At 69.1% G+C, this 18,523-nt stretch carries 15 protein-coding genes; 8 read left to right on the top strand and 7 right to left on the bottom strand.

The genetic code is table 11. The annotated features are described in order from the left end of the window. The 6 genes from ACOOHF_RS04190 to ACOOHF_RS04165 are packed head-to-tail and all read right to left on the bottom strand — an operon-like array spanning position 1 to position 6,316. Entirely contained in the window at positions 1 to 2,283 is a 2,283-nt protein-coding gene (locus ACOOHF_RS04190) for a bifunctional salicylyl-CoA 5-hydroxylase/oxidoreductase (protein WP_419936010.1), read from the bottom strand. Between the two features lie 24 nt (positions 2,284 to 2,307). Then, the gene (locus tag ACOOHF_RS04185; RefSeq protein WP_420463500.1) at positions 2,308 to 3,477 is read right to left on the bottom strand and encodes an acyl-CoA dehydrogenase family protein; all 1,170 of its coding nucleotides are present in this window, start codon (positions 3,475 to 3,477) and stop codon (positions 2,308 to 2,310) included. Then, positions 3,474 to 4,274 (bottom strand): enoyl-CoA hydratase family protein, encoded by an 801-nt coding sequence (locus ACOOHF_RS04180; RefSeq protein WP_419936012.1) that lies wholly within the window; start codon positions 4,272 to 4,274, stop codon positions 3,474 to 3,476. The genes ACOOHF_RS04185 and ACOOHF_RS04180 overlap by 4 nt, the downstream gene beginning before the upstream one ends. Positions 4,275 to 4,313: 39 nt before the next feature. Next, positions 4,314 to 4,745 (bottom strand): RidA family protein, encoded by a 432-nt coding sequence (locus ACOOHF_RS04175; protein WP_420463499.1) that lies wholly within the window; start codon positions 4,743 to 4,745, stop codon positions 4,314 to 4,316. An 11-nt stretch (positions 4,746 to 4,756) separates the two neighbouring features. Further along, on the bottom strand, positions 4,757 to 5,536 hold the full coding sequence (locus ACOOHF_RS04170; RefSeq protein WP_420463498.1) for an SDR family NAD(P)-dependent oxidoreductase: 780 nt from the start codon (positions 5,534 to 5,536) through the stop codon (positions 4,757 to 4,759). A gap of 21 nt (positions 5,537 to 5,557) precedes the next feature. Continuing rightward, positions 5,558 to 6,316: a creatininase family protein gene (locus tag ACOOHF_RS04165; protein WP_419936015.1), complete on the bottom strand. Its 759-nt coding sequence runs from the start codon at positions 6,314 to 6,316 to the stop codon at positions 5,558 to 5,560. A 130-nt stretch (positions 6,317 to 6,446) separates the two neighbouring features. Here ACOOHF_RS04165 and ACOOHF_RS04160 point away from each other — a divergent pair, with 130 nt between their 5' ends. After that, positions 6,447 to 8,120, top strand: a complete 1,674-nt coding sequence (locus ACOOHF_RS04160) for a benzoate-CoA ligase family protein (RefSeq protein ID WP_420463497.1) — start codon at positions 6,447 to 6,449, stop codon at positions 8,118 to 8,120. Here the strand turns inward: ACOOHF_RS04160 and ACOOHF_RS04155 are convergent. Then, positions 8,095 to 9,357: a DUF1015 family protein gene (locus tag ACOOHF_RS04155; protein ID WP_419936017.1), complete on the bottom strand. Its 1,263-nt coding sequence runs from the start codon at positions 9,355 to 9,357 to the stop codon at positions 8,095 to 8,097. The two genes, ACOOHF_RS04160 and ACOOHF_RS04155, sit on opposite strands and share 26 nt — an antisense overlap. 228 nt (positions 9,358 to 9,585) lie before the next feature. Here ACOOHF_RS04155 and ACOOHF_RS04150 point away from each other — a divergent pair, with 228 nt between their 5' ends. The 7 genes from ACOOHF_RS04150 (at position 9,586) to ACOOHF_RS04120 (ending at position 18,406) form a co-directional block, all read left to right on the top strand. Next, positions 9,586 to 10,143: a hypothetical protein gene (locus tag ACOOHF_RS04150; RefSeq protein WP_420463496.1), complete on the top strand. Its 558-nt coding sequence runs from the start codon at positions 9,586 to 9,588 to the stop codon at positions 10,141 to 10,143. A 9-nt stretch (positions 10,144 to 10,152) separates the two neighbouring features. Then, complete coding sequence (locus ACOOHF_RS04145; RefSeq protein ID WP_420463495.1) at positions 10,153 to 10,926, top strand: DUF6065 family protein; 774 nt, start codon at positions 10,153 to 10,155, stop codon at positions 10,924 to 10,926. Between the two features lie 166 nt (positions 10,927 to 11,092). Further along, positions 11,093 to 11,305 (top strand): cold shock domain-containing protein, encoded by a 213-nt coding sequence (locus ACOOHF_RS04140; RefSeq protein ID WP_419936020.1) that lies wholly within the window; start codon positions 11,093 to 11,095, stop codon positions 11,303 to 11,305. A 173-nt stretch (positions 11,306 to 11,478) separates the two neighbouring features. Further along, positions 11,479 to 12,390 (top strand): hypothetical protein, encoded by a 912-nt coding sequence (locus tag ACOOHF_RS04135; protein ID WP_419936021.1) that lies wholly within the window; start codon positions 11,479 to 11,481, stop codon positions 12,388 to 12,390. A 100-nt stretch (positions 12,391 to 12,490) separates the two neighbouring features. Next, complete coding sequence (locus tag ACOOHF_RS04130; protein ID WP_420463494.1) at positions 12,491 to 15,268, top strand: TonB-dependent receptor; 2,778 nt, start codon at positions 12,491 to 12,493, stop codon at positions 15,266 to 15,268. Between the two features lie 163 nt (positions 15,269 to 15,431). Next, a complete protein-coding gene (locus tag ACOOHF_RS04125; RefSeq protein WP_420463493.1) occupies positions 15,432 to 16,868 on the top strand; it encodes an aldehyde dehydrogenase family protein in 1,437 nt (478 codons plus the stop codon). Beyond that, positions 16,865 to 18,406, top strand: coding sequence for a CoA-acylating methylmalonate-semialdehyde dehydrogenase (locus ACOOHF_RS04120; RefSeq protein WP_420463492.1), 1,542 nt, complete (start codon positions 16,865 to 16,867; stop codon positions 18,404 to 18,406). The genes ACOOHF_RS04125 and ACOOHF_RS04120 overlap by 4 nt, the downstream gene beginning before the upstream one ends. The last annotated feature ends 117 nt before the right edge of the window (positions 18,407 to 18,523 follow it).

Below are 18,523 nucleotides of genomic sequence, written 5' to 3'. Positions count from 1 at the left end.
TCAGTAGCCCCACTCGAACCTCGGGGTATAGCCGTCCAGCGACGAATACTGCGGCGGCCAGGGGAGCGGCGCCCCCGAGGCGTAGGCCGCGTGCCGCGTCCAGTATGGGTCCCACAGGTGGGCGCGGGCGAGACAGCACAGGTCCGCGCGCCCCGCGGCGAGGATCGTGTTCACGTCCATGAACGACGAGATGTTGCCCACGGCCATGGTCGCGATCTCGACCTCGTGCCGGATCCGGTCCGAGAACGGCGTCTGGTACTGACGACCGTAGACCGGCTTCTGCCAGGGGACGGTCTGCCCCGCCGAAACGTCGATGATGTCGACGCCCGCGGCCTGCAGACGCCGGGCGACCTCGACCGCCCCGTCCGCCGTCAACCCGCCCTCCGCCCAATCCACCGCCGAGATCCGCACCGAGATCGGCTTCTCCGCCGGCCACACGCTCCGCACGGTGGTCAGCACTTCGAGCGGGAACCGCAGCCGTCCGTCCACGTCTCCCCCGTACTCGTCCTCGCGAAGGTTTGTGAGGGGGGAGATGAAGCTCGCCAGCAGGTATCCATGCGCGAAGTGGATCTCCAGCAGGTCGAAGCCCGCCTCCTCGGACATCTCCGCGGCGCGGCGGAACTGGCCGGTCACCACGTCCATGTCTTCGCGCGTCATCTCGCGGGGCACGGGGCTGTGCTCGAACCAGGGCACGGGCGACGCGGCCATGATCGGCCACCCGTCCGCCTCCAGCGGCTCGTTGTCGCCTTCCCAGGACAGCCGGGTGGACGCCTTCCGGCCCGCGTGCCCGAGTTGCATGCCGATCGCGGCGGCGGAGTGGCGGTGCACGAAGTCGACGATCCGCTTCCACGCGCCCACGTGCGCCGGTTCGTACATGCCCGTGCAGCCGAACGAAATGCGGCCCTCCCGGCTCACGTCGGTCATCTCCGACATCACGAGCCCGGCCCCGCCGATCGCGCGGCTGCCGAGGTTCACGAGATGCCAGTCGTCCGGCGTGCCGTCCTCGGCCGAATACTGGCACATGGCGGAGACGACGACCCGGTTCCTCAGCTCGAGTCCACGCAGCCGGAACGGCGCGAGCAACGGAGGCGGGGCAGGGTCGCTTACGACGGGAGATGTTCCCGCCGCCGCGGCCCGATCCGCGAACCGGCGGTCGACGCGCGCCGTGAACGCCGGGTCGCGCACGGCGAGGTTGGAATGGGTGATGCGAAGGCTGCGCGTGATGAGATTGAACGCGAACTGGAGCGGTTCCGTTTCCATGAACCGCTCCGTGCCCTCGAACCACTCGAGGCTGGCCTGCGCGGCGCGCTGCACGCTCTCGACCTCGGGCCGCCGGGCCGTCTCGTAGGCCTCGAGCGCGGGCGCGACCTCGAGGTCGTGAGCGAGGAGCGATTCGTGGAGCGAGATCGAGTCGATCATGGCGAGACGGGTGCCGGACCCGATGGAGAAGTGCGCGGAGTGCGCGGCGTCGCCCACGAGCACGATGTTGCCGTGCCGCCAGGCGCGGTTCCGGACGGTGGGGAAGCTGCGCCAGATCGACCGGTTCCGGATCAGCCGGTGCGATCCCAGTTCTTCCGCGAAGACCTCCTCGAGGAAGCGGGCCGTCTCCCGCTCCGAGGCGGTGTCCATGCCGGCCGCGCGCCAGGTGGCATCCGTCGCCTCGACGATGAAGGTGGAGATCGCCTCCGGGGCCGGGGCGGCGCTCCGGTACTGGTAGGCGTGGACGCGCCACAGCCCGTGTTCGGTCTCCCTGAAATGGAAGGTGAAGGCCGGGAACGGTTTCGTCGTCCCGAGCCACACGAACCGGTTGGGGCGGAGGTCGATGCGGGGGCCGAACGCGTCGGCGTACCGCGCACGCATGCCGCTGTTCACGCCGTCCGCGGCGAGGACGAGATCGGCGCCCGCGCAGCGTTCCTCCGACGCGACCTCGACCCCGTGGCGGAGTTCGACGCCGAGCGCCCGGGCCCGCGCCTCGAGGATCTCCAGCAGCGCGGCGCGCGAGAGTCCGCTGAACCCGTGGCCGGTCGAGATGAGGCGCTCGCCCCGGTAGTGGATGTCGATGTCGTCCCAGTGGTAGAACGACTCCGTGATCGCCTCGTAGCTCTCGCGGTCGGCGGCGGCCAGTTCCTCGAGCGTGGCGTCGGAGAAGACAACCCCGAAACCGTAGGTGTCGCCCGGGCGGTTACGCTCCAGCACCACGATCTCGTGGTCCGGATGGGAGCGCTTCATGAGGATCGCGAAATAGAGCCCGGCGGGGCCGCCGCCCACGCAGACGATCTTCACGGCTTCACGACCGGAGCGTCCGGCTCACCCGAGCGGCTCGTCGCGCCCGGCCCGCGCCGCATCGAACAGGTGGCGCGCGATGATGAGGCGCTGGATCTCCGTCGCGCCCTCGTAGATGCGGAGGGCCCGCACGGAGCGGTACAGCCGGTCCACGGGGTGGTCCGCCAGCACCCCCCTGCCGCCGAGGATCTGCACCGCGTCGTCCACCACGCCCTGTGCGATTTCGGTCGCGAACGACTTGGCCATCGCGGCCTCGACGTCCGTACGCTCCGCTCCGCCGTCGCGTTCCCACGCGGCACGGTAGACGAGGAGCCGCGCGGCGGTGAGGTCGGTGGCCATGCGGCCCACCTTCTCCTGCGTGATCTGGAAGTCGGCCAGAGCCCGCCCGAACTGCCGGCGCGTCAGGGCGTGGTGGATCGCCTCGTGCAGGGCGCGCCCCGCCATCCCGCATGCGGCCGCACCGACGGTGGGCCGCAGGCGGTCGAGCGTGGCCAGCCCCAGACGGTATCCTTCGCCCTCGCCCCCGACCCGCGCCGACGCCGGCAACCGGCAGTCTTCGAGCGCGATCTCGCCCAGAGGGTGCGGCTCGGCCATGAGCAGCGGCCGCACGAAGCGAAACCCCTGCGTCTCCGTGGGGAGCAGGAAGGCGGAGATGCCCTCCGCGCCCGCGCCGGGGTCCGTGAGCGCGAACACGAGATAGAAGTCCGCGATCCCGGCGTTCGAGATGAACGTCTTGATGCCGTTCAGGACGTACCCGTCCCCGTCCCTAACGGCCGTCGAGCGCATGGCCGCGATGTCGGACCCCGCCTCGGGCTCGCTCATCGCGAAGGCGGCCACGGCCCGCCCGCGAACCGCGCGATCGAGCCACAGGCGGCGCTGCCGGGTGTCCCCGGCGAGCGCGATCGGGGTCGAACCCAACGCCTGGAGCGCGAACATCGCGTCGGCCAGCGGCGAATGGAAGGCCAGCGTCTCGCGGGTCACGGCGCAGGCCCGGAAGTCCTGTCGGGCGATCGCCTTCAACCAGCCGCCGCTCCCCAGGGAGGCGCAGATCTCCCGTGCGTAGAGCCGCACCACATCGTCGTCGTCGTGACGCGCGTGTCCGGCGAACTCCGCCGCGGCGTAGCCTCCGACTCCCTCCGCGAGTTCGAGGTGTGCCGGTTCGAGAAAGGCCCGGACAGGGTGGAAATCGATCACGAGAACACCGGGGCCCGCTTCTCGACGAAGGCCCGGTAGCCTTCCCGGAAGTTCGGGTCCTCCATGCAGACCGCCTGGACTCGGGCCTCCTCGTCGAGCGCCTCGTGCAGCGTCATGTGGGCTTCCCGCTCCAGGGCCCGCTTCGTCACGGCCAGCGCAGCCGACGGGCCGGCGGCGAGCCGCGCCGCGAGGTCGGTGGCGGCCGCCAGGGCCTCCCCGTCGGGCACGACGCGGTTGTAGAGTCCGATCCGGAGCGCCTCGCGCGCATCGAGAAAGCCGCCTGCCATCAGCAGTTCCGTCGCCCGCCCGAGACCGATGATGCGCGGGAGGAGCCACGCGATCCCCATGTCGGCGCCCGAGAGTCCGACTCCGGTGAACAGGTAGGCGATCCTGGCCGACTCCGTCGCGATCCGGACGTCGCAGGCGGTCGCGATCACGGCCCCGGCGCCCGCCACCGTGCCGTTGAGGGCGCCGACCACGGGCCGCCCGCAGTCCTGCATGGCGGCGATCAGGTCGCAGGTCATGCGGGTGAACGACAGCAGCTCGCCGGAGTCCATCTCCAGGAGCGGACCGATGATGTCCCGCACGTCCCCGCCGGTGCAGAAGGCGGCGCCCGCCCCGGTGATCACGACCGCGCGGACGCCCGGCTCGGAGTCGAGCGCGCGGAAGGTGTTCCGGAGTTCGTCGTAGACCTCGAACGTCAGTGCGTTCCGACGCTCGGGACGGTTCAGGGTGATCGTCGCGACCGACGTGGCCGCGTCGAGCTCGTAGAGAAACGAAGCCGGGTTCAACGGCACGGCAGGGCTCCTTGCGATGGCTGGCTACCTGTTCCTGAACTACTCACGCGGGCGGCGCGCGGGGAGGACGGCGGTCGCCTCGATCTCGACCCGCGCCCCGCGTTCGACGAGTCCCCGCACCTCCACGAGCGCCATGGCCGGATAGTGACGCCCCATCCGGGCGCGCCAGACCGCGCCCAGCTCGGCGTGGGCGTCCCGGTACGCGGGGAGGTCCGTCACGTACACGGTCATGCGTCCGATGTGCGCGGGTTCACCGCCCGCCGCCCGAACGACGGCGAGCACGCGATCGAGCGCGAGCGCAAACTGCGCCGCGAAGTCCGCAGCCTCGACGCGCCCGTCGGGTCCGCCGGCGGTCTGGCCGGCGATGAAGAGGACTCTGCCGCCGGCCGGCGCCAGCAGACCGTGGTTCCAGCCTCTGGGCTCCGCAAGCTCCGGCGGGTTGAAGACGTCGAACGCGTCCGTGCCGTCCACGCGTCCCGAGCCTAGAGGGCCGAGGTGGCGCCGCCGTCGAGGACGACGGTCTGCCCGTTGATGCTGCGCGCGGCCTCCTCGCACAGGAACGCGACCGCAGCGGCGACCTCCTCCGGCGCGATGAGCCTCCGCTGCGGCGTCGTGGCCAGCACCGCGTCGAGCGCCGCGGTCTCCTCCATCCCGGTGCGCCGCACGATGTTCGCGATCGTCGCGTCCGTCATCGGCGTGTCGACGTAGCCCGGGCAGACCGCGTTGACGGTGACGCCGCTCGCCGCCACTTCCGCCGCCGCCGAGCGCGTGAGTCCGAGCAGCGCATGCTTGGAGGCCGCGTAGCCGCCGATGTATCGCGCCCCGCGCAGCGCCGCGACGGAAGCCACGTTCACGATGCGTCCCCAGCCGCGTTCGATCATGCCGGGCAGCACCCCCTGCATGGCGAGGAAGGCGCCGGTGGCGTTGACCGTCCACAGCCGGGTCCACTCCTCCAGGGCGAGCCGGGTCACGGAGGCGGAACTGGCCACGCCCGCGTTGTTGACGAGGATGTCGACGGAGCCGAGCCGCCCGGCGGCTTCCCGGCACAGCGCCGCCACATCGGCCGGTTCCGAGACATCGCACCTCACGGCCCAGGCTTCGGTCCCCCGGGCCCGGAGCTCCGCGGCGACGGCCTCGATCTCGTCCGTGCTGCGCGCCGAGACGACGATCCGGACGCCCCGGTCGGCGAGCGCACGGGCCGCGGCCGCGCCGATGCCCCGGCCGCCCCCCGTCATCAGGGCGCCGCGACCTGCGATGCTCACAGTTCGCTCACGTTCCGCTCATCATTCGATGCCCAGGGCTTCAATCACCGCCTCCGCGAGGATCTCCCCCAACACCTCGATCGTAGCGCGTCCTTCCTCCGCCGTCGCCCCCGCGGGGCTGCCGAAGTACGCTCGCGCCCCCCCGGCGGCCACGAAATCCGCCGCCCCATCGGCGATCGCCGACGAGAGCGAGACGGGGTTGTCCTCCAGCTCCAGCATAACCTCCGCGCGCACGCGCCCCGGGCTGCGGGCTAGGACGATCGACCCTTCGTACCGGCCGGCGTGGCACGCCCCGCTTCGGAACTCGGCGGTCAGCCGGCCTCCCCACGGGCGGCGGGTCACGTCCGGGAACACGGCCCGCATCGCGGCGCCCTCGTTGATCGAGGATACCGCGCCGTGTAGGGCCTCGAGATGGGCCGGGTCGAAGTGCGCGTTCGCGATCGCCAGCGTCCCGATCCCGGCCCGCCGCAGGCTCGTCGCGATGTCCGTGAGGAGCGCCGCCAGCGTCGCGCTCCCGATGTCGATCGTACCGGGGAAGCTGGCGGCGAACGTGGCGGGCGTGTACCGCAGCGCATCGAGTAGCACCGGTTCAAGACCCTGCGCCGCCAGTCGCCGCCCGCCCGCCTCCGCCATCGCGACCGCGATCGTGACGTCGGTGTCGAGCGGCAGGTGCGGTCCGTGCGCCTCCGTCGCCCCGACGGGCAGGATGGCGACGGCGCGATCGAGGTCGAGCGCCCCGACATCCTCCCATGTGAGGTCCGGCAGCCGGTGAAGGGTCATGGAGTGTGGCTACGCCGACCCCGCTGGAGGCGCAAGGGTCCGCGCCGGGGCCGTGTTGATGGCGCGGCGGCCGGAGAATACCGTGCGAGACCCGAGTTCCCGCCACGAACGGCCCGTCCAGCCGATGGAAATGCAAGATTCCGATCCGCCACCGACGTTCGTTCCGCCCGCCCGCTTCAACATCGCCGAGTACTTGCTCGGCGATCGGGTGCGGGAGGGACGCGGGGCTCGGCGCGCCCTCCTGACCGAAAACGGAGCACTCACCTACGCCGAGGTCGACGCGTTCGCGAACCGGTGCGGCCACCTGCTTCTTTCGGCGGGCGTCCGCCCCGAGGAACGTGTCCTCATCGCCCTCCCGGACGGCCCGGCCTTCGTCGGCGCCCTGTTCGGCGCGCTCCGGATCGGGGCCGTCGGCGTGATGCTGAACCCGTACCTCCGGAGGGAGGAGATCGAGTACTTCCTTCGCTATACGCGCGGTGCGGTCCTCTTCACGGACTCCGAACGCGCGCCGGCCTTCGCCGAGGCGGCGCGAGGCGGGGACCGAGACCGGCCTCGAGACCGCGACCGGGTCGGCGACGGTGTTTCCTGGGGTCCCGGGATCCGGGGTCCCGGTGAGACCTTCATCATCGATGAACCCGCCTTCGGGGAGCGGCTCGCGGCCCAGCCCGCCACGCTCGAACCGTTCCCCACGCACCGGGACGATCCCGCGCTGTGGCTGTTCAGCGGCGGGACGACGGGGCGGCCGAAGGGGGTCGTGCAGACGCACGCGTCGTTCGCCAACACGACCGAGTGCTACGGGAAGCGCGTCCTCGGTCTGACGGAGTCCGACGTCACGCTCTCGGTGCCGAAGCTCTTCTTCGGATACGCCACGGGCTCGAACCTCTTCTTCCCCTTCTCGGTCGGGGCCGCGGCGGCCCTCTTCCCGGAGCGGTGTACACCAGAGGTCCTGTTCTCGAAGATCGAGAAGTTTCGCCCGACCGTGCTGGTCAACGTGCCCACGATGATCCGGCACATGGTGGCGGACTCCGACGCTGCGCGCCGGGATCTCTCGTGTCTCCGGCTCGCCACCTCCGCCGGCGAGGCCCTCCCCCCCGACCTTCACCGGCGCTGGCGGGATACGTGGGGGGTGGACCTCCTCGACGGACTGGGGACCGCCGAAATGTGGCACATCTTTCTCAGCAACCGGCCGGGGGACGTCCGCCCCGGTACGCTGGGCCGCGCCGTCCCCGGCTTCGACGTGCGGGTGTGCGACGACGAGGGCCGGGAGCTTCCGCACGGCGAGGTCGGCTGGCTCCGGGTGCGCGGCGGGTCGCGCGCCCTGGGGTACTGGCAGCGAGCGGAGGCGACGGCGGAGGCGTTCCGGGGCGAGTGGTACGTGTCCGGAGACATGGTCGTGCGCGACGCGGACGGCGTCTTCACCTACTGCGGGCGCGGCGACGACATGCTCAAGGTGAAGGGGAAGTGGCTGTCCCCCGGCGAGGTGGAGGACTGCCTGCTGCAGCACCCGGCGGTGGCCGAGGCGGCCGTGGTCGGCGTGCCGAACCGCGCGGGCCTCGTCGAACCCGTCGCGTGGGTCGTCCCGATGGAAGCGACTTCGCCTCCCGACGCGGGGTCACGCCTCGCCGACCGATCGGAGTTGGCTGCGGCGTTGCGGGAGTTCGTGGCCTCCCGCCTCGCGTCCTACAAGGCCCCCTCCGCGACCCACCTCGTCGACGCGCTGCCCCGGACCCACCTGGGGAAGGTCGACCGCGCCGCCCTCCGCGGGCGGGCGGAGTCGCTCAGAGATCCTCGAGCAGCACCATGACCAGCCCGCTGCGGATCTTGGGTTCGAACCAGGTCGACTTGGGCGGCATCATGCGGCGCTGCCGGCACACCGCGATGAACTGACGCATCGTCACGGCAGGGAGTGTGACGGCGCAGTCGGCCCGCCCCGCGTCGACCTCCGCCGCGAGCCACGCAGCATCCTTGTTGGCGCCCACGAACGTCAGGCGTTCGTCCCCGGCCTCGACGATCCCGAGCTCGGCGAAGAGCGTCCGCTGCACGATGTCGTGGTCGATCGATGCCGACGCGTCCTCCTCGCGCAGGACCTCCTCCCGGGGCATCGCCCGCCGCCACCCGGCTTCGGCCGTGTACACGCCGATCTCGTGGGTGGTCTCCGGCTGAAGCGGTCCCTCTCCCCCGGAGGCGAGGGTGGCGGCGAAGGAACGCTCCAGAGCCGACGCCACCGCCGCCTCGACGGCCTCGGGGGATTCCCCGGGAAGCCGCACGAGACGGTTGTAGGGGGCGATCCCCATCCGGTCCGCGGGGAAAAACACCGCGAGGAAGGACTCGTGCCCCAGCATCGCGGCGGCCGCGCTCCGGTGGTTGCCATCGGCCACGTAGGCCTCCGGCTCGTCGGCGAGCAGCCGCTGAAGGCGCGCCAGGGCGCCGGGCTCCCGGACGAGCCAGATCCGATGGGCGGTGCCTCCCGTGCCCTCGACCGCGAAGTCGGGTGCGACTCCGTCGACCCGTCCCTCCAGCGTCCGCGCGAAGGTCCCCGACTCGTCGGGCACGGCGTTGTTCACGGTCCCGATGATGGCGCGGGTCGCCTCGATCAGCCGCGCGCGTCCACGCGCCTTCGGGGGACGGACGCCCTCGTTGCGGATGATAGGGCCGTCGGGCGTCGCTTCAGTGCGGATCTCCGCCGTGCGCGCCAGCCCGCCGAGGCCGATCTGCCGCACTCCCGGCCGCCCCGGGTCCACGATCTCGTAGATGAAGAGGACTCGCCCCGCTTCGCGCGTGAGAGGGGAAGCCCGGAGCCGGTCGAAGTTGAGTCGCGCGCGCCTCAGCGCCGCCTCCGAGTCGCCCTCCATGATCCGATCGGGGCGGACCACCGCACAGTGCGCCATGGTGACGCTCAACACCGAGTCCGGCGCCTCTCGAATCGCCTCCCAGATCTCGAGATCTCCCTGAAACTCGTCGTAGTTTCGGGCCGACACCCGGCGGGCGGCGTCGGAATCGACGGGTACGAGGGCGCGGTGGATGGGGCGTATCGTGACCATGTCAGCCGGAGCGGGGCTCGAGTGTTCGCTGGACGCGCGACACCCTGCTCAGCCGCCGCCCGGCGCGCAACGCCCCGGTCCGGAAGGGTGTTTGCACACTTGGGTTGCCACCGGCACCCCGGCATTGTTTCATTAAGCCTGGACGTGGTGAAGTCCGCCACGCCAAATGTCCCGCCCGGCGGTTCCATGAAGGATCCCGGAGGACGTTCTATCAGTGCGGAGGGAGCTGTGAAATATCTGCGGCTGCGGGAAGTCGCGCGCGCGGGCCTGGCCGTCGGCCTTCTTGCCGGAACGGCGGCCTGCGAATTCGACAACAATCCGTACGGGCCCGCGTACCGAAACCTCCATCCCACGATCGTCGGAGTGTACCGCCCGGTCGAGCAACTGAGTCTGCGGAACTCCCAGGTCCCGAACAACATCCGCCCCGCCCCACCCGGTTCGGACATCCGCCTCGTATTCGGGTCGGCGATGACGCTTTCCGGCCGGGTGTTCCTGCCGAGCAGCGGGCCGGAGGGGAGTACGGTCGATGTCCGGTTCTACGGCATGTGGGAATATGACAGGGTCTCCCGCCGCATCACGCTGAACATCGACCCCTCGCCGGCGAACCCGGCGATCGAGGCGGTCTTCCAGATCACGATCCTGGACAACTGGGTCCGTCTCGAGGGTGCGACGGAAATCGCGGGATTGCTGTTGTCCTTCGATCTCGGCAAGTCGCTCCTCGAGCCCGAAAGCCCGAGTACCGGCGGGCCCGGGTTCGGCAACAGGGTTCCCGTTCGGAGGGGATAGCAGCCGGTGGTGAAGAAGGCGAAGTCGCGGCCAAAGGCGGCCGCGGGCATCGATCTCACCGCCTACCGGGTCGCCGATGATGCGCTGCCACTCGTCCGGGGCACGCAGCATCGCGAGTGGATGGACGACACGCCGGGCCGTTTCGCGTACCGCTGCCTCCCGCTGCTGATCGCGAACCAGGCCGGATGGGACCTCCTCTGTCCGACGCGGTTCTGGGTGCGCTGGAACGGCGAGGCCGGGCTGGACGCTCTCAAGTTCCGCTGGGACGACGAGCCCCATCCCGCGATCGCCAGCCATTTCGGCAGCGGTGTCGTCACCTTCACGCAGGGATACCTGTTCCGGACCACGAAGGACCACAACCTGTGGGCGCGAGGCTGTCCGAACCTCCCCAAGGACGGGATCATTCCGCTCGACGGGATCATCGAGACCGACTGGGCGCCGTTCTCGTTCACGATGAACTGGAAGATCACGCGGCCGAAGCACTGGATCCGGTTCGATGAGGGCGAACCGATCTGCCGGATCCTGCCCATCCCGCGCCACTACCTGGAGAGCGTGCGCCCCCGGGGCCGCGACCTGTGGGACAACAAGCGGCTCGCGAACGAGTACGTCGCGTGGCGCGAATCCCGCTCGCAGTTCATCGACGATCTGAGCGCCGGCGAGGAAGAGGCGGTGGAGGAGGGGTGGCAGCGCACCTACATCCGCGGCGAGGACATGAAGGGTGTGCGGAGGAAGGACCACCAGACGAAACTCCGCCTTCGCGACTTCCTGGCGGTCAGGAAGTAGAGCGCGCCGGCCGGGACCCTCCGGAGCCGGACCGGCCCGCATGGACAACGGGAATCCCGCCATGTATTCTGCGCCGGGCGATGGTCGGGGTTGGCAGGCACGGCAGCAGGCATGTGCGGCAGGCCCGTACTCTCGGCGACACCAATCTTTTTCAGGAGCACGGGTAATGCGCAGAAGCGGCACGGTGAAGTGGTTCAACGACCAGAAGGGCTTCGGATTCATCGCTCTCGACGATGGATCGGCGGAGGTCTTCGTGCACCACACGGCGATCCAGTCGGACGGATTCCGAAGCCTGGCGGAGGGCGAGAAGGTCGAGCTCGATGTCGTGGATGGTCCCAAGGGTCCGAAGGCGGAAAACGTGACCAAGCAGGCCTACTGAGGCCCCGGGGGGACCGAGCAGGCGAAGAGAGGGGCCGCACCGGCTGGTGCGCCCCCCTTTTTTTGGCGGTCTTTTGGTGTCCGGTTTGTATCCGGTCGCATCTGGCGGCGTTGGCGAAGCCGGGCCAAGTTGCCGGAGGTCACTTTTGACACGTTGCCAGCGCGGGGGAGATCATGGAAATCGATCGTAGAAGGTTCCTCGCGTCCGTCGGCGCCGGCGCCCTTGCGGTGATGACGCCCGAGGACAAGGCGGAAGCTCTCGAGCACTACATGGTGGATATGCTCGACGGCGAGAGTCCCGGCCACGCTCACGACCACCACCACGGCCCCGTCCCGCGGACCGAAGACCTCGACCCGCGCCTCCTCGACGAGAACGAACTCCTCGCGGAGGCAGCGGAAGCCGAGGCGGAATTCGCCGCGGAGACGGAGGATCACGACCACCACGACCACGATGAACACGAGCAGGAAGTCACGACTCCGCGCGGGACCGGCAACCTCTTCCGCCCGAGCGACACGGTGCTCGAACCGCTGCCCGCGAATCCCACGCTGGAGGATGTCTTCCGGCTCCGGTTCTGGCCGGCCCGGCATGTCCTGCAGAGCGCGACTCACGCGTTAAGGGATGGGCAGCCGGAGGAGAATGTCCTCGCAGGCCTGCTGCACGATACCGTGCAGAACCTGATCAAGGTCGATCACGGGTGGTGGGGCGCCCAGCTCTACGAACCGTACGTGCCCGAGTACGTAAGTTGGGGCATTCGGTATCACGGGGCCCTGCGCTTCTACCCGGACGAGGAGTATGGCTACGAGTACCCGGAGTTGTACAACCGGATCTTCGGCGAGGATTACGTCCCGCCGGAATACATCAAGCAGGCGGCCGAGTACGCCACGAAACACCCGTTGTACGTCTCGGCGCGCATGGTCTGCGTGAACGACACATACGCGTTCCAGGATGACATGGAGGTCTCGCTCGACCCCTTCGTCGACATCATCGGACGCCATTTCAAGCAGCCGAAGGAGGGTCTGGGGTACGACAACAGCCCGGTCGCGCACATGTGGCGCTCGATCGAGATGCCCTGGGCGCCGCTGTAATACGTTCTTGGAGGAGCAGTCGCGGGCTGTTTGGCTCGGGTCCGCGAACGACGTGAGTACGAGCTGAGTTGAATGTCACGATCAACCGCAGGAGATGAGTATGTTGAAACGCGCACTTGTAATCGTCGCCATCCTGTTCACACCCGCGGCAGCCTACGCGCAGGGCACGATCGAGGGCCGGGTGACCAGCGCCCAGGGCGGGTCCGGGCTCAGCAGCGCGCGGGTCGCGATCCCCGCCCTCGATATCTCGGTGGGCTCGGGAGCGGGCGGCGCGTACATGATTCCCGATGTCCCGGCGGGTAACCATGTGGTCGAGGTCCGACTCATCGGCTACGCGGTCCAGACGCAAACCGCAACGGTCGTAGACGGGCAGAGCGTGACCGTCGATTTCGCGCTCAGCCTCTCGGCGATCAACCTCGGGGAACTCGTGGTCGTCGGAAGCCGCGCGCGGCCGAGAACGGTGACGGAATCGATGGTGCCGGTGGACGTGATCCCGGTGTCCGAGATCACTCGGCAGGGGGAGACGAACATCGACTTCCTGCTCCGCACCGTGGTCCCGTCCTACAACGTCCGCACCGAGCCGATCAGCGACGCCGCCACGATCACGCGTCCGGCCAACCTGCGGGGGCTCGCGGCAGATCACACCATGGTGCTGATCAACGGGAAGCGGCGGCACCGCGGGTCGATCATCACGTGGCTCGGGGCCGGTCTCTCGGACGGGTCCCAGGGCGTCGACATCGGCTCCATCCCCGGCATCGCGCTGCGACAGGTGGAGGTGCTGCGTGACGGCGCGTCGGCCCAGTACGGCTCGGACGCCATCGCCGGCGTGATGAACTTCATCCTCAAGGACGACCGTTCGGGCGGTGCCCTCGAGATGAAGAGCGGCAGTTACTACGAAGGCGACGGCGACATGCTCACCGTCTCCGGCAACGTCGGTATCCCCCTGGGGTCCACCGGCTTCGCCAACTTCAGCGTTGAGTACGGAAATCAGAATCCCACCGACCGGGCCGTCCAGCGCGACGACGCGATTGCACTCCGCGCCGCCGGTAACACTGCCGTGCGCCAGCCCTCGGCCCAGATCTGGGGTTCGCCCGAGGTCAACGACGACCTCAAACTGTGGCTCAATACCGGCTACACGTTCAACGACGACGAGCAGTTCTACGCGTTCGGAAACCTCTCCACCAAGGAGGTGGACGGTGGTTTCTTCTTCCGTAATCCGAACACGCGCGGCAGCGTGTTCAGCGGTGACGGGGGCGAGTCGCTCCTCATCGGCGATGTGCTCGACGCGAGGGACGGCGTGGTGGACGGATCGGCGAATTGCCCCGAGGTCCGCATCACGAACAACGTTCCCGACCCGGTGGCTCTGGCGCGGGTCTTCGCCGATCCGAACTGCTTCTCGTTCCAGGAGATGTTCCCCGGCGGCTTCACACCCCAGTTCGGCGGCAACGTTACCGACTGGTCGTTCGTCAGCGGCGTGAAGGGCGGCAACGACAGCGGTTTCACCTGGGACGCGAGCGCCAGCTTCGGCAACCACACCACCGATTTCTTCATCTACAACACGGTGAACGCCGCGCTCGGGCCGGAGACGCCCACCGACTTCGACGCGGGTCTCTACACGCAGCAGGAATTCAACCTCAACTTCGATGTCGCCTATGAGGCCAGCGATCAGGTACATATCGCGGGTGGGCTTGAGCGCCGTGAGGAGCGCTTCATCATCGGCCAGGGGCAGGACGAGTCGTGGAGGATCGGGCCCTACGCCCAGCAGGGCTTCAGTTCCTCGTCCAACGGCTTCCCCGGCTTCAGTCCGATCGCCGCGGGAGACTGGGACCGCCAGAACGTGGCCATCTATGGAGATGTTCATCTGGGCGGCGGCGAAAGCCCCTGGACGGTCGGAGCCGCGTTGCGCTGGGAGGACTTCTCCGACTTCGGAAGCCAGTTGACCGGGAAGGTCTCGAGCCGTATCGAGGTCAGCGACAAGCTCGCTCTGCGCGCCGGCGGGAGCACCGGCTTCCGCGCTCCGACACCGGGTCAGCAGAACGCCTTCAACATTTCCACGGTCTTCGACGCGACGATCGGCGACCTCGTCAACCGCGGCACGATCCCCTCGACCTCCGGGGTGGCGGCGCTTCGGGGCGGGCGGCAGCTGTCGCCCGAGAAGGCTTTCAGCCTGACGGCGGGGGCCGTGCTCGACGCGGACGCGTTCAAGTTTACGATGGACTACTACCGCATTGCGATCTCGGACCGGTTCTCGCAGACGAAGACGTTCTCGCTCACCGACGACGAGGTCACCCGGCTTCTGACCGAAGGGATCACCAGCGCGGCCAACCTCGCCGAGTTCCGGTTCTTCACCAACGACTTCAGCACGAGGACGCAGGGGATCGACATCGTGGCGAACTACTCTCCACCGTCGAGGGGCGGCGCCACGAGCTTCAGCGCGCTCTTCAACTACAACGGCACGAAGGTCACCGATTTCAATCCCGAAGTCGTGGACGAGGACCGTCTGGATCAGCTCGAGCGCTCCATCCCCTCGTGGCGGGGCTCGCTCAACGTGGCGCACACGCTGGGCGGGGTGCGCGCCTTCCTGCGGGGTACCTATTTCGATTCGTGGGTCGACGTCGGAGGTGTCGTGATCGGCGGAGTCGAGGACACGCCCTTCCCCGGCAGGTTGATCGTCGACCTGGAGCTGTCGACGAGCCTCACAGCGGACACCGAAATCGCCATCGGCGCGAACAACCTCTTCGATACGTATCCGGCACGGAACGAGACCGGCACGGCCGGGAGCGTGGGTCTGCTCTATCCGGAGAGCTCGCCGTTCGGCTTCAACGGCGGTTACTACTACGTTCGCGTGAACTATCGGTGGTCGTGGCTGACGAACTAGTCCTGGATCGGAGGCGATGACCCGGGTGGAGGTCGCTGGTAGTCGAAGCTGACCTCGCAAGGTAGGATCGACCCCGGCGGGAGGCGCTGTTCGTCTCCCGCCGGGGTCGTGTTTTTCGTACTCGTATCACAACACCGCCATGGGCGGTCCGGAAAGGGAATCCGTGGACAATCTTCGGAAGTTCTACATCGACGGCGCGTGGGTCGGCCCGTCGACCACCGAGACGCTGGATGTCGTCAACCCGGCCACCGAGGAGGTCATCGGGGCCATCGCGATGGGGGCGCAGGCCGATGCCGACGCCGCGGTGGCGGCCGCGAGGACCGCCTTCGAGTCGTTCTCGGCCACGAGCCGGGAAGAGCGGGTCGCGCTCCTCGAGCGGATCTGTGAGGGATACGCGGCCCGTTCGGCGGATCTGGCCGCGATCGTCAGCGCGGAGATGGGGGCGCCGATGAGCCTCGCCGTGCAGGCCCAGGTGCCCTCCGGTCTGGCGCACCTGAGCACGATGGGGAAGATCCTCGCGAACTTCGAGTTCGAGACCGACCTCGGGTCATCCCTGCTGGTCCGGGAGCCGGTGGGGGTCTGCGCCTTCATTACGCCGTGGAACTGGCCGCTGAATCAGATTGCCTGCAAGGTGGCGCCAGCGCTGGCCGCGGGGTGCACGATGGTGCTCAAACCGTCCGAGGTCGCGCCGCTCAACGCGCTGATCTTCGCGGAAATCCTGCATGACGCCGGCGTGCCGCCCGGGGTCTTCAACCTCGTGAACGGCGCCGGCCCGGTTGTGGGCGCTGCGCTGTCCTCACATCCGGACGTCGACATGGTCTCGTTCACGGGTTCGACGCGCGCCGGCGTGGAGGTCGCCCGCAACGCGGCGCTGACCGTGAAGCGCGTGGCGCAGGAACTGGGCGGCAAGTCGGCGAACATCCTCCTGGACGACGCGGACTTCGGGCGGGCCGTATCGCGGGGCGTCTTCGCCGTGTGCAACAACACCGGCCAGTCGTGTAACGCGCCCACGCGCATGCTCGTCCCGCATTCGCGGATGGAGGAGGCCGCGGAGATCGCAGCCGCCGCGGCGAAGAAGGTCGTGGTCGGCGATCCCGCGGCCGAGGGCACCGGGATCGGCCCGGCCGTGTCCGAAGTGCAGTTCGACAAGATTCAGCGGCTGATCGAGACGGGCATCGATGAAGGCGCGCGGCTCGCCGTGGGCGGGCCGGGGCGGCCGGAGGGACTGGAGCGGGGCTATTACGTGCGCCCGACCGTCTTCTCGCATGCGAGCAACGACATGGTCGTGGCGCGCGAAGAGATCTTCGGCCCGGTCCTCGTGCTCATCGGATACGAGGATGATGACGACGCCGTGTGCATCGCGAACGATACGCCGTACGGCCTGGCCGGATACGTATCGGCGGGGGATCCGGAACGCGGTCGGGCGGTGGCACGCCGCATCCGGTCGGGACAGGTGAACCTGAACGGGGCGCGCCCGGACTTCAGGGTCCCCTTCGGCGGCTACAAACAGTCCGGCAACGGGCGCGAATGGGGCCGCCACGGCCTTGAGGAGTTCCTCGAGGTGAAGGCGATCCTCGGCTACCACGAGGGGGTGAGGTGAGCACGGTCCTATCCTCCGTTCCATCGGCCGCGACATCCGACGCGGACGCGGTCGAGCGTATTCCTCACCTGGTGGGCGGTGAGGCGCGGCCCGGAGCCTCCGGCCGGACCGCACCCGTCTTCAACCCCGCCACCGGGCGCCGGACGGGTGAACTGCCGCTGGCGAGCATCGAAGAGGTCGACGAAGCCGTCGCGGCGGCGGCCACCGCCTTCGAGGAGTGGCGGCGCGTCAGCGTCGCGCGGCGCACCAAGCTCATGTTCGCGTACCGCAACCAGGTCGCCGAACACGCCAGGGAGATCGCGAAGCGGCTCACGGCGGAGCACGGGAAGGTGCTGGCCGACGCGATGGGCGAGGTCGCCCGCGGCCTGGAGAACATCGAGTACGCCTGCGGACTCGCCGAGCACCTGAAGGGGACCTACAACGAGCAGGCCTCGACGGGCGTGGATGTGTATTCCGTGCGGCGGCCGCTGGGTGTTGTGGCGGGGATCACGCCGTTCAACTTCCCGGCCATGGTGCCGCTCTGGATGTTCCCCAACGCGATCGCGTGCGGGAACACGTTCGTGCTGAAGCCGTCGCCTCGGGATCCCGGCGCCGCCAGCTTCATCGCGGAACTCTTCCACGAGGCCGGATTCCCGCCCGGGGTCCTGAACGTCGTGCACGGCGACCATGTCGCGGTGAACCGGCTGCTCGAGCATCCCGATGTGCAAGCCATCAGCTTCGTGGGGTCGACGCCGGTCGCCCGGCACGTCTACGAGACGGCCACGGCGCACGGCAAGCGCGTGCAGGCGCTGGGCGGGGCGAAGAATCACATGGTCGTACTCCCGGACGCGGACATCGACCTGGCCGCGGATTCCGCCGTGTCCGCCGCGTACGGGTCGGCCGGGGAGCGGTGCATGGCGATCTCCGTCGCGGTTGCGGTCGGAGACAGCGCGGATCCGCTCGTCGAGGCCATCCGGGCCCGCATGGAGAAACTACGGATCGGCCCGGGCGACGATCCCGCCTCGGAGATGGGTCCGCTCATCACGGCTGAACACCGCGACCGCGTCGCGGACTACGTGCGTCAGGGCGCCGAGGCCGGGGCGCGTGTCGTCGTGGACGGCCGGCGGGCACAGTTCGATGGAGACGGATTCTTCCTCGGCGTCACGTTGCTCGACCACGTCACGCCCGACATGACGGTCTACCGGGACGAGATCTTCGGGCCGGTCCTCTGCGTCGTGCGGGCGGACACGTATCAAGACGCCGTCGAGTTGCTCTCGGACAACCCGTGGGGGAACGGCGCGGCGATCTTCACCCGCGATGGCGGCGCCGCGCGCCAGTTCCAGGAGGATGCGGACGCGGGGATGATCGGCCTCAACGTCCCGATCCCGGTGCCGGTCGGCTACCATTCCTTCGGCGGCTGGAAGGAGTCCGCGTTCGGGGCGCACGCCATCTACGGCCCCGAAGGCGTCCACTTCTACACCAAACCGAAGGTGATGACGACGCGCTGGCCGGACCCCGCCGGGAGCCGCGTCGATCTCGGCTTCCCGACCAACCGCTAAGCTGCGTGGAGCCGCCGAGAGCTGACGGCGGCATGCGGTCGTCGTGCAAATTGCGGCAATTCCGTAACTTCCGTATTTTGGCCCATGTCTAGTACACGAGACTTGCCGTCGGGTGTA

Origin of the sequence: Candidatus Palauibacter sp. (genome assembly GCF_965216145.1) — a bacterium.
Classification (GTDB): Bacteria; Gemmatimonadota; Gemmatimonadetes; order Palauibacterales; family Palauibacteraceae; genus Palauibacter.
Note: the sequence above shows the minus strand (reverse complement) of the source record. Positions and strands in the feature narration are given on the sequence as shown.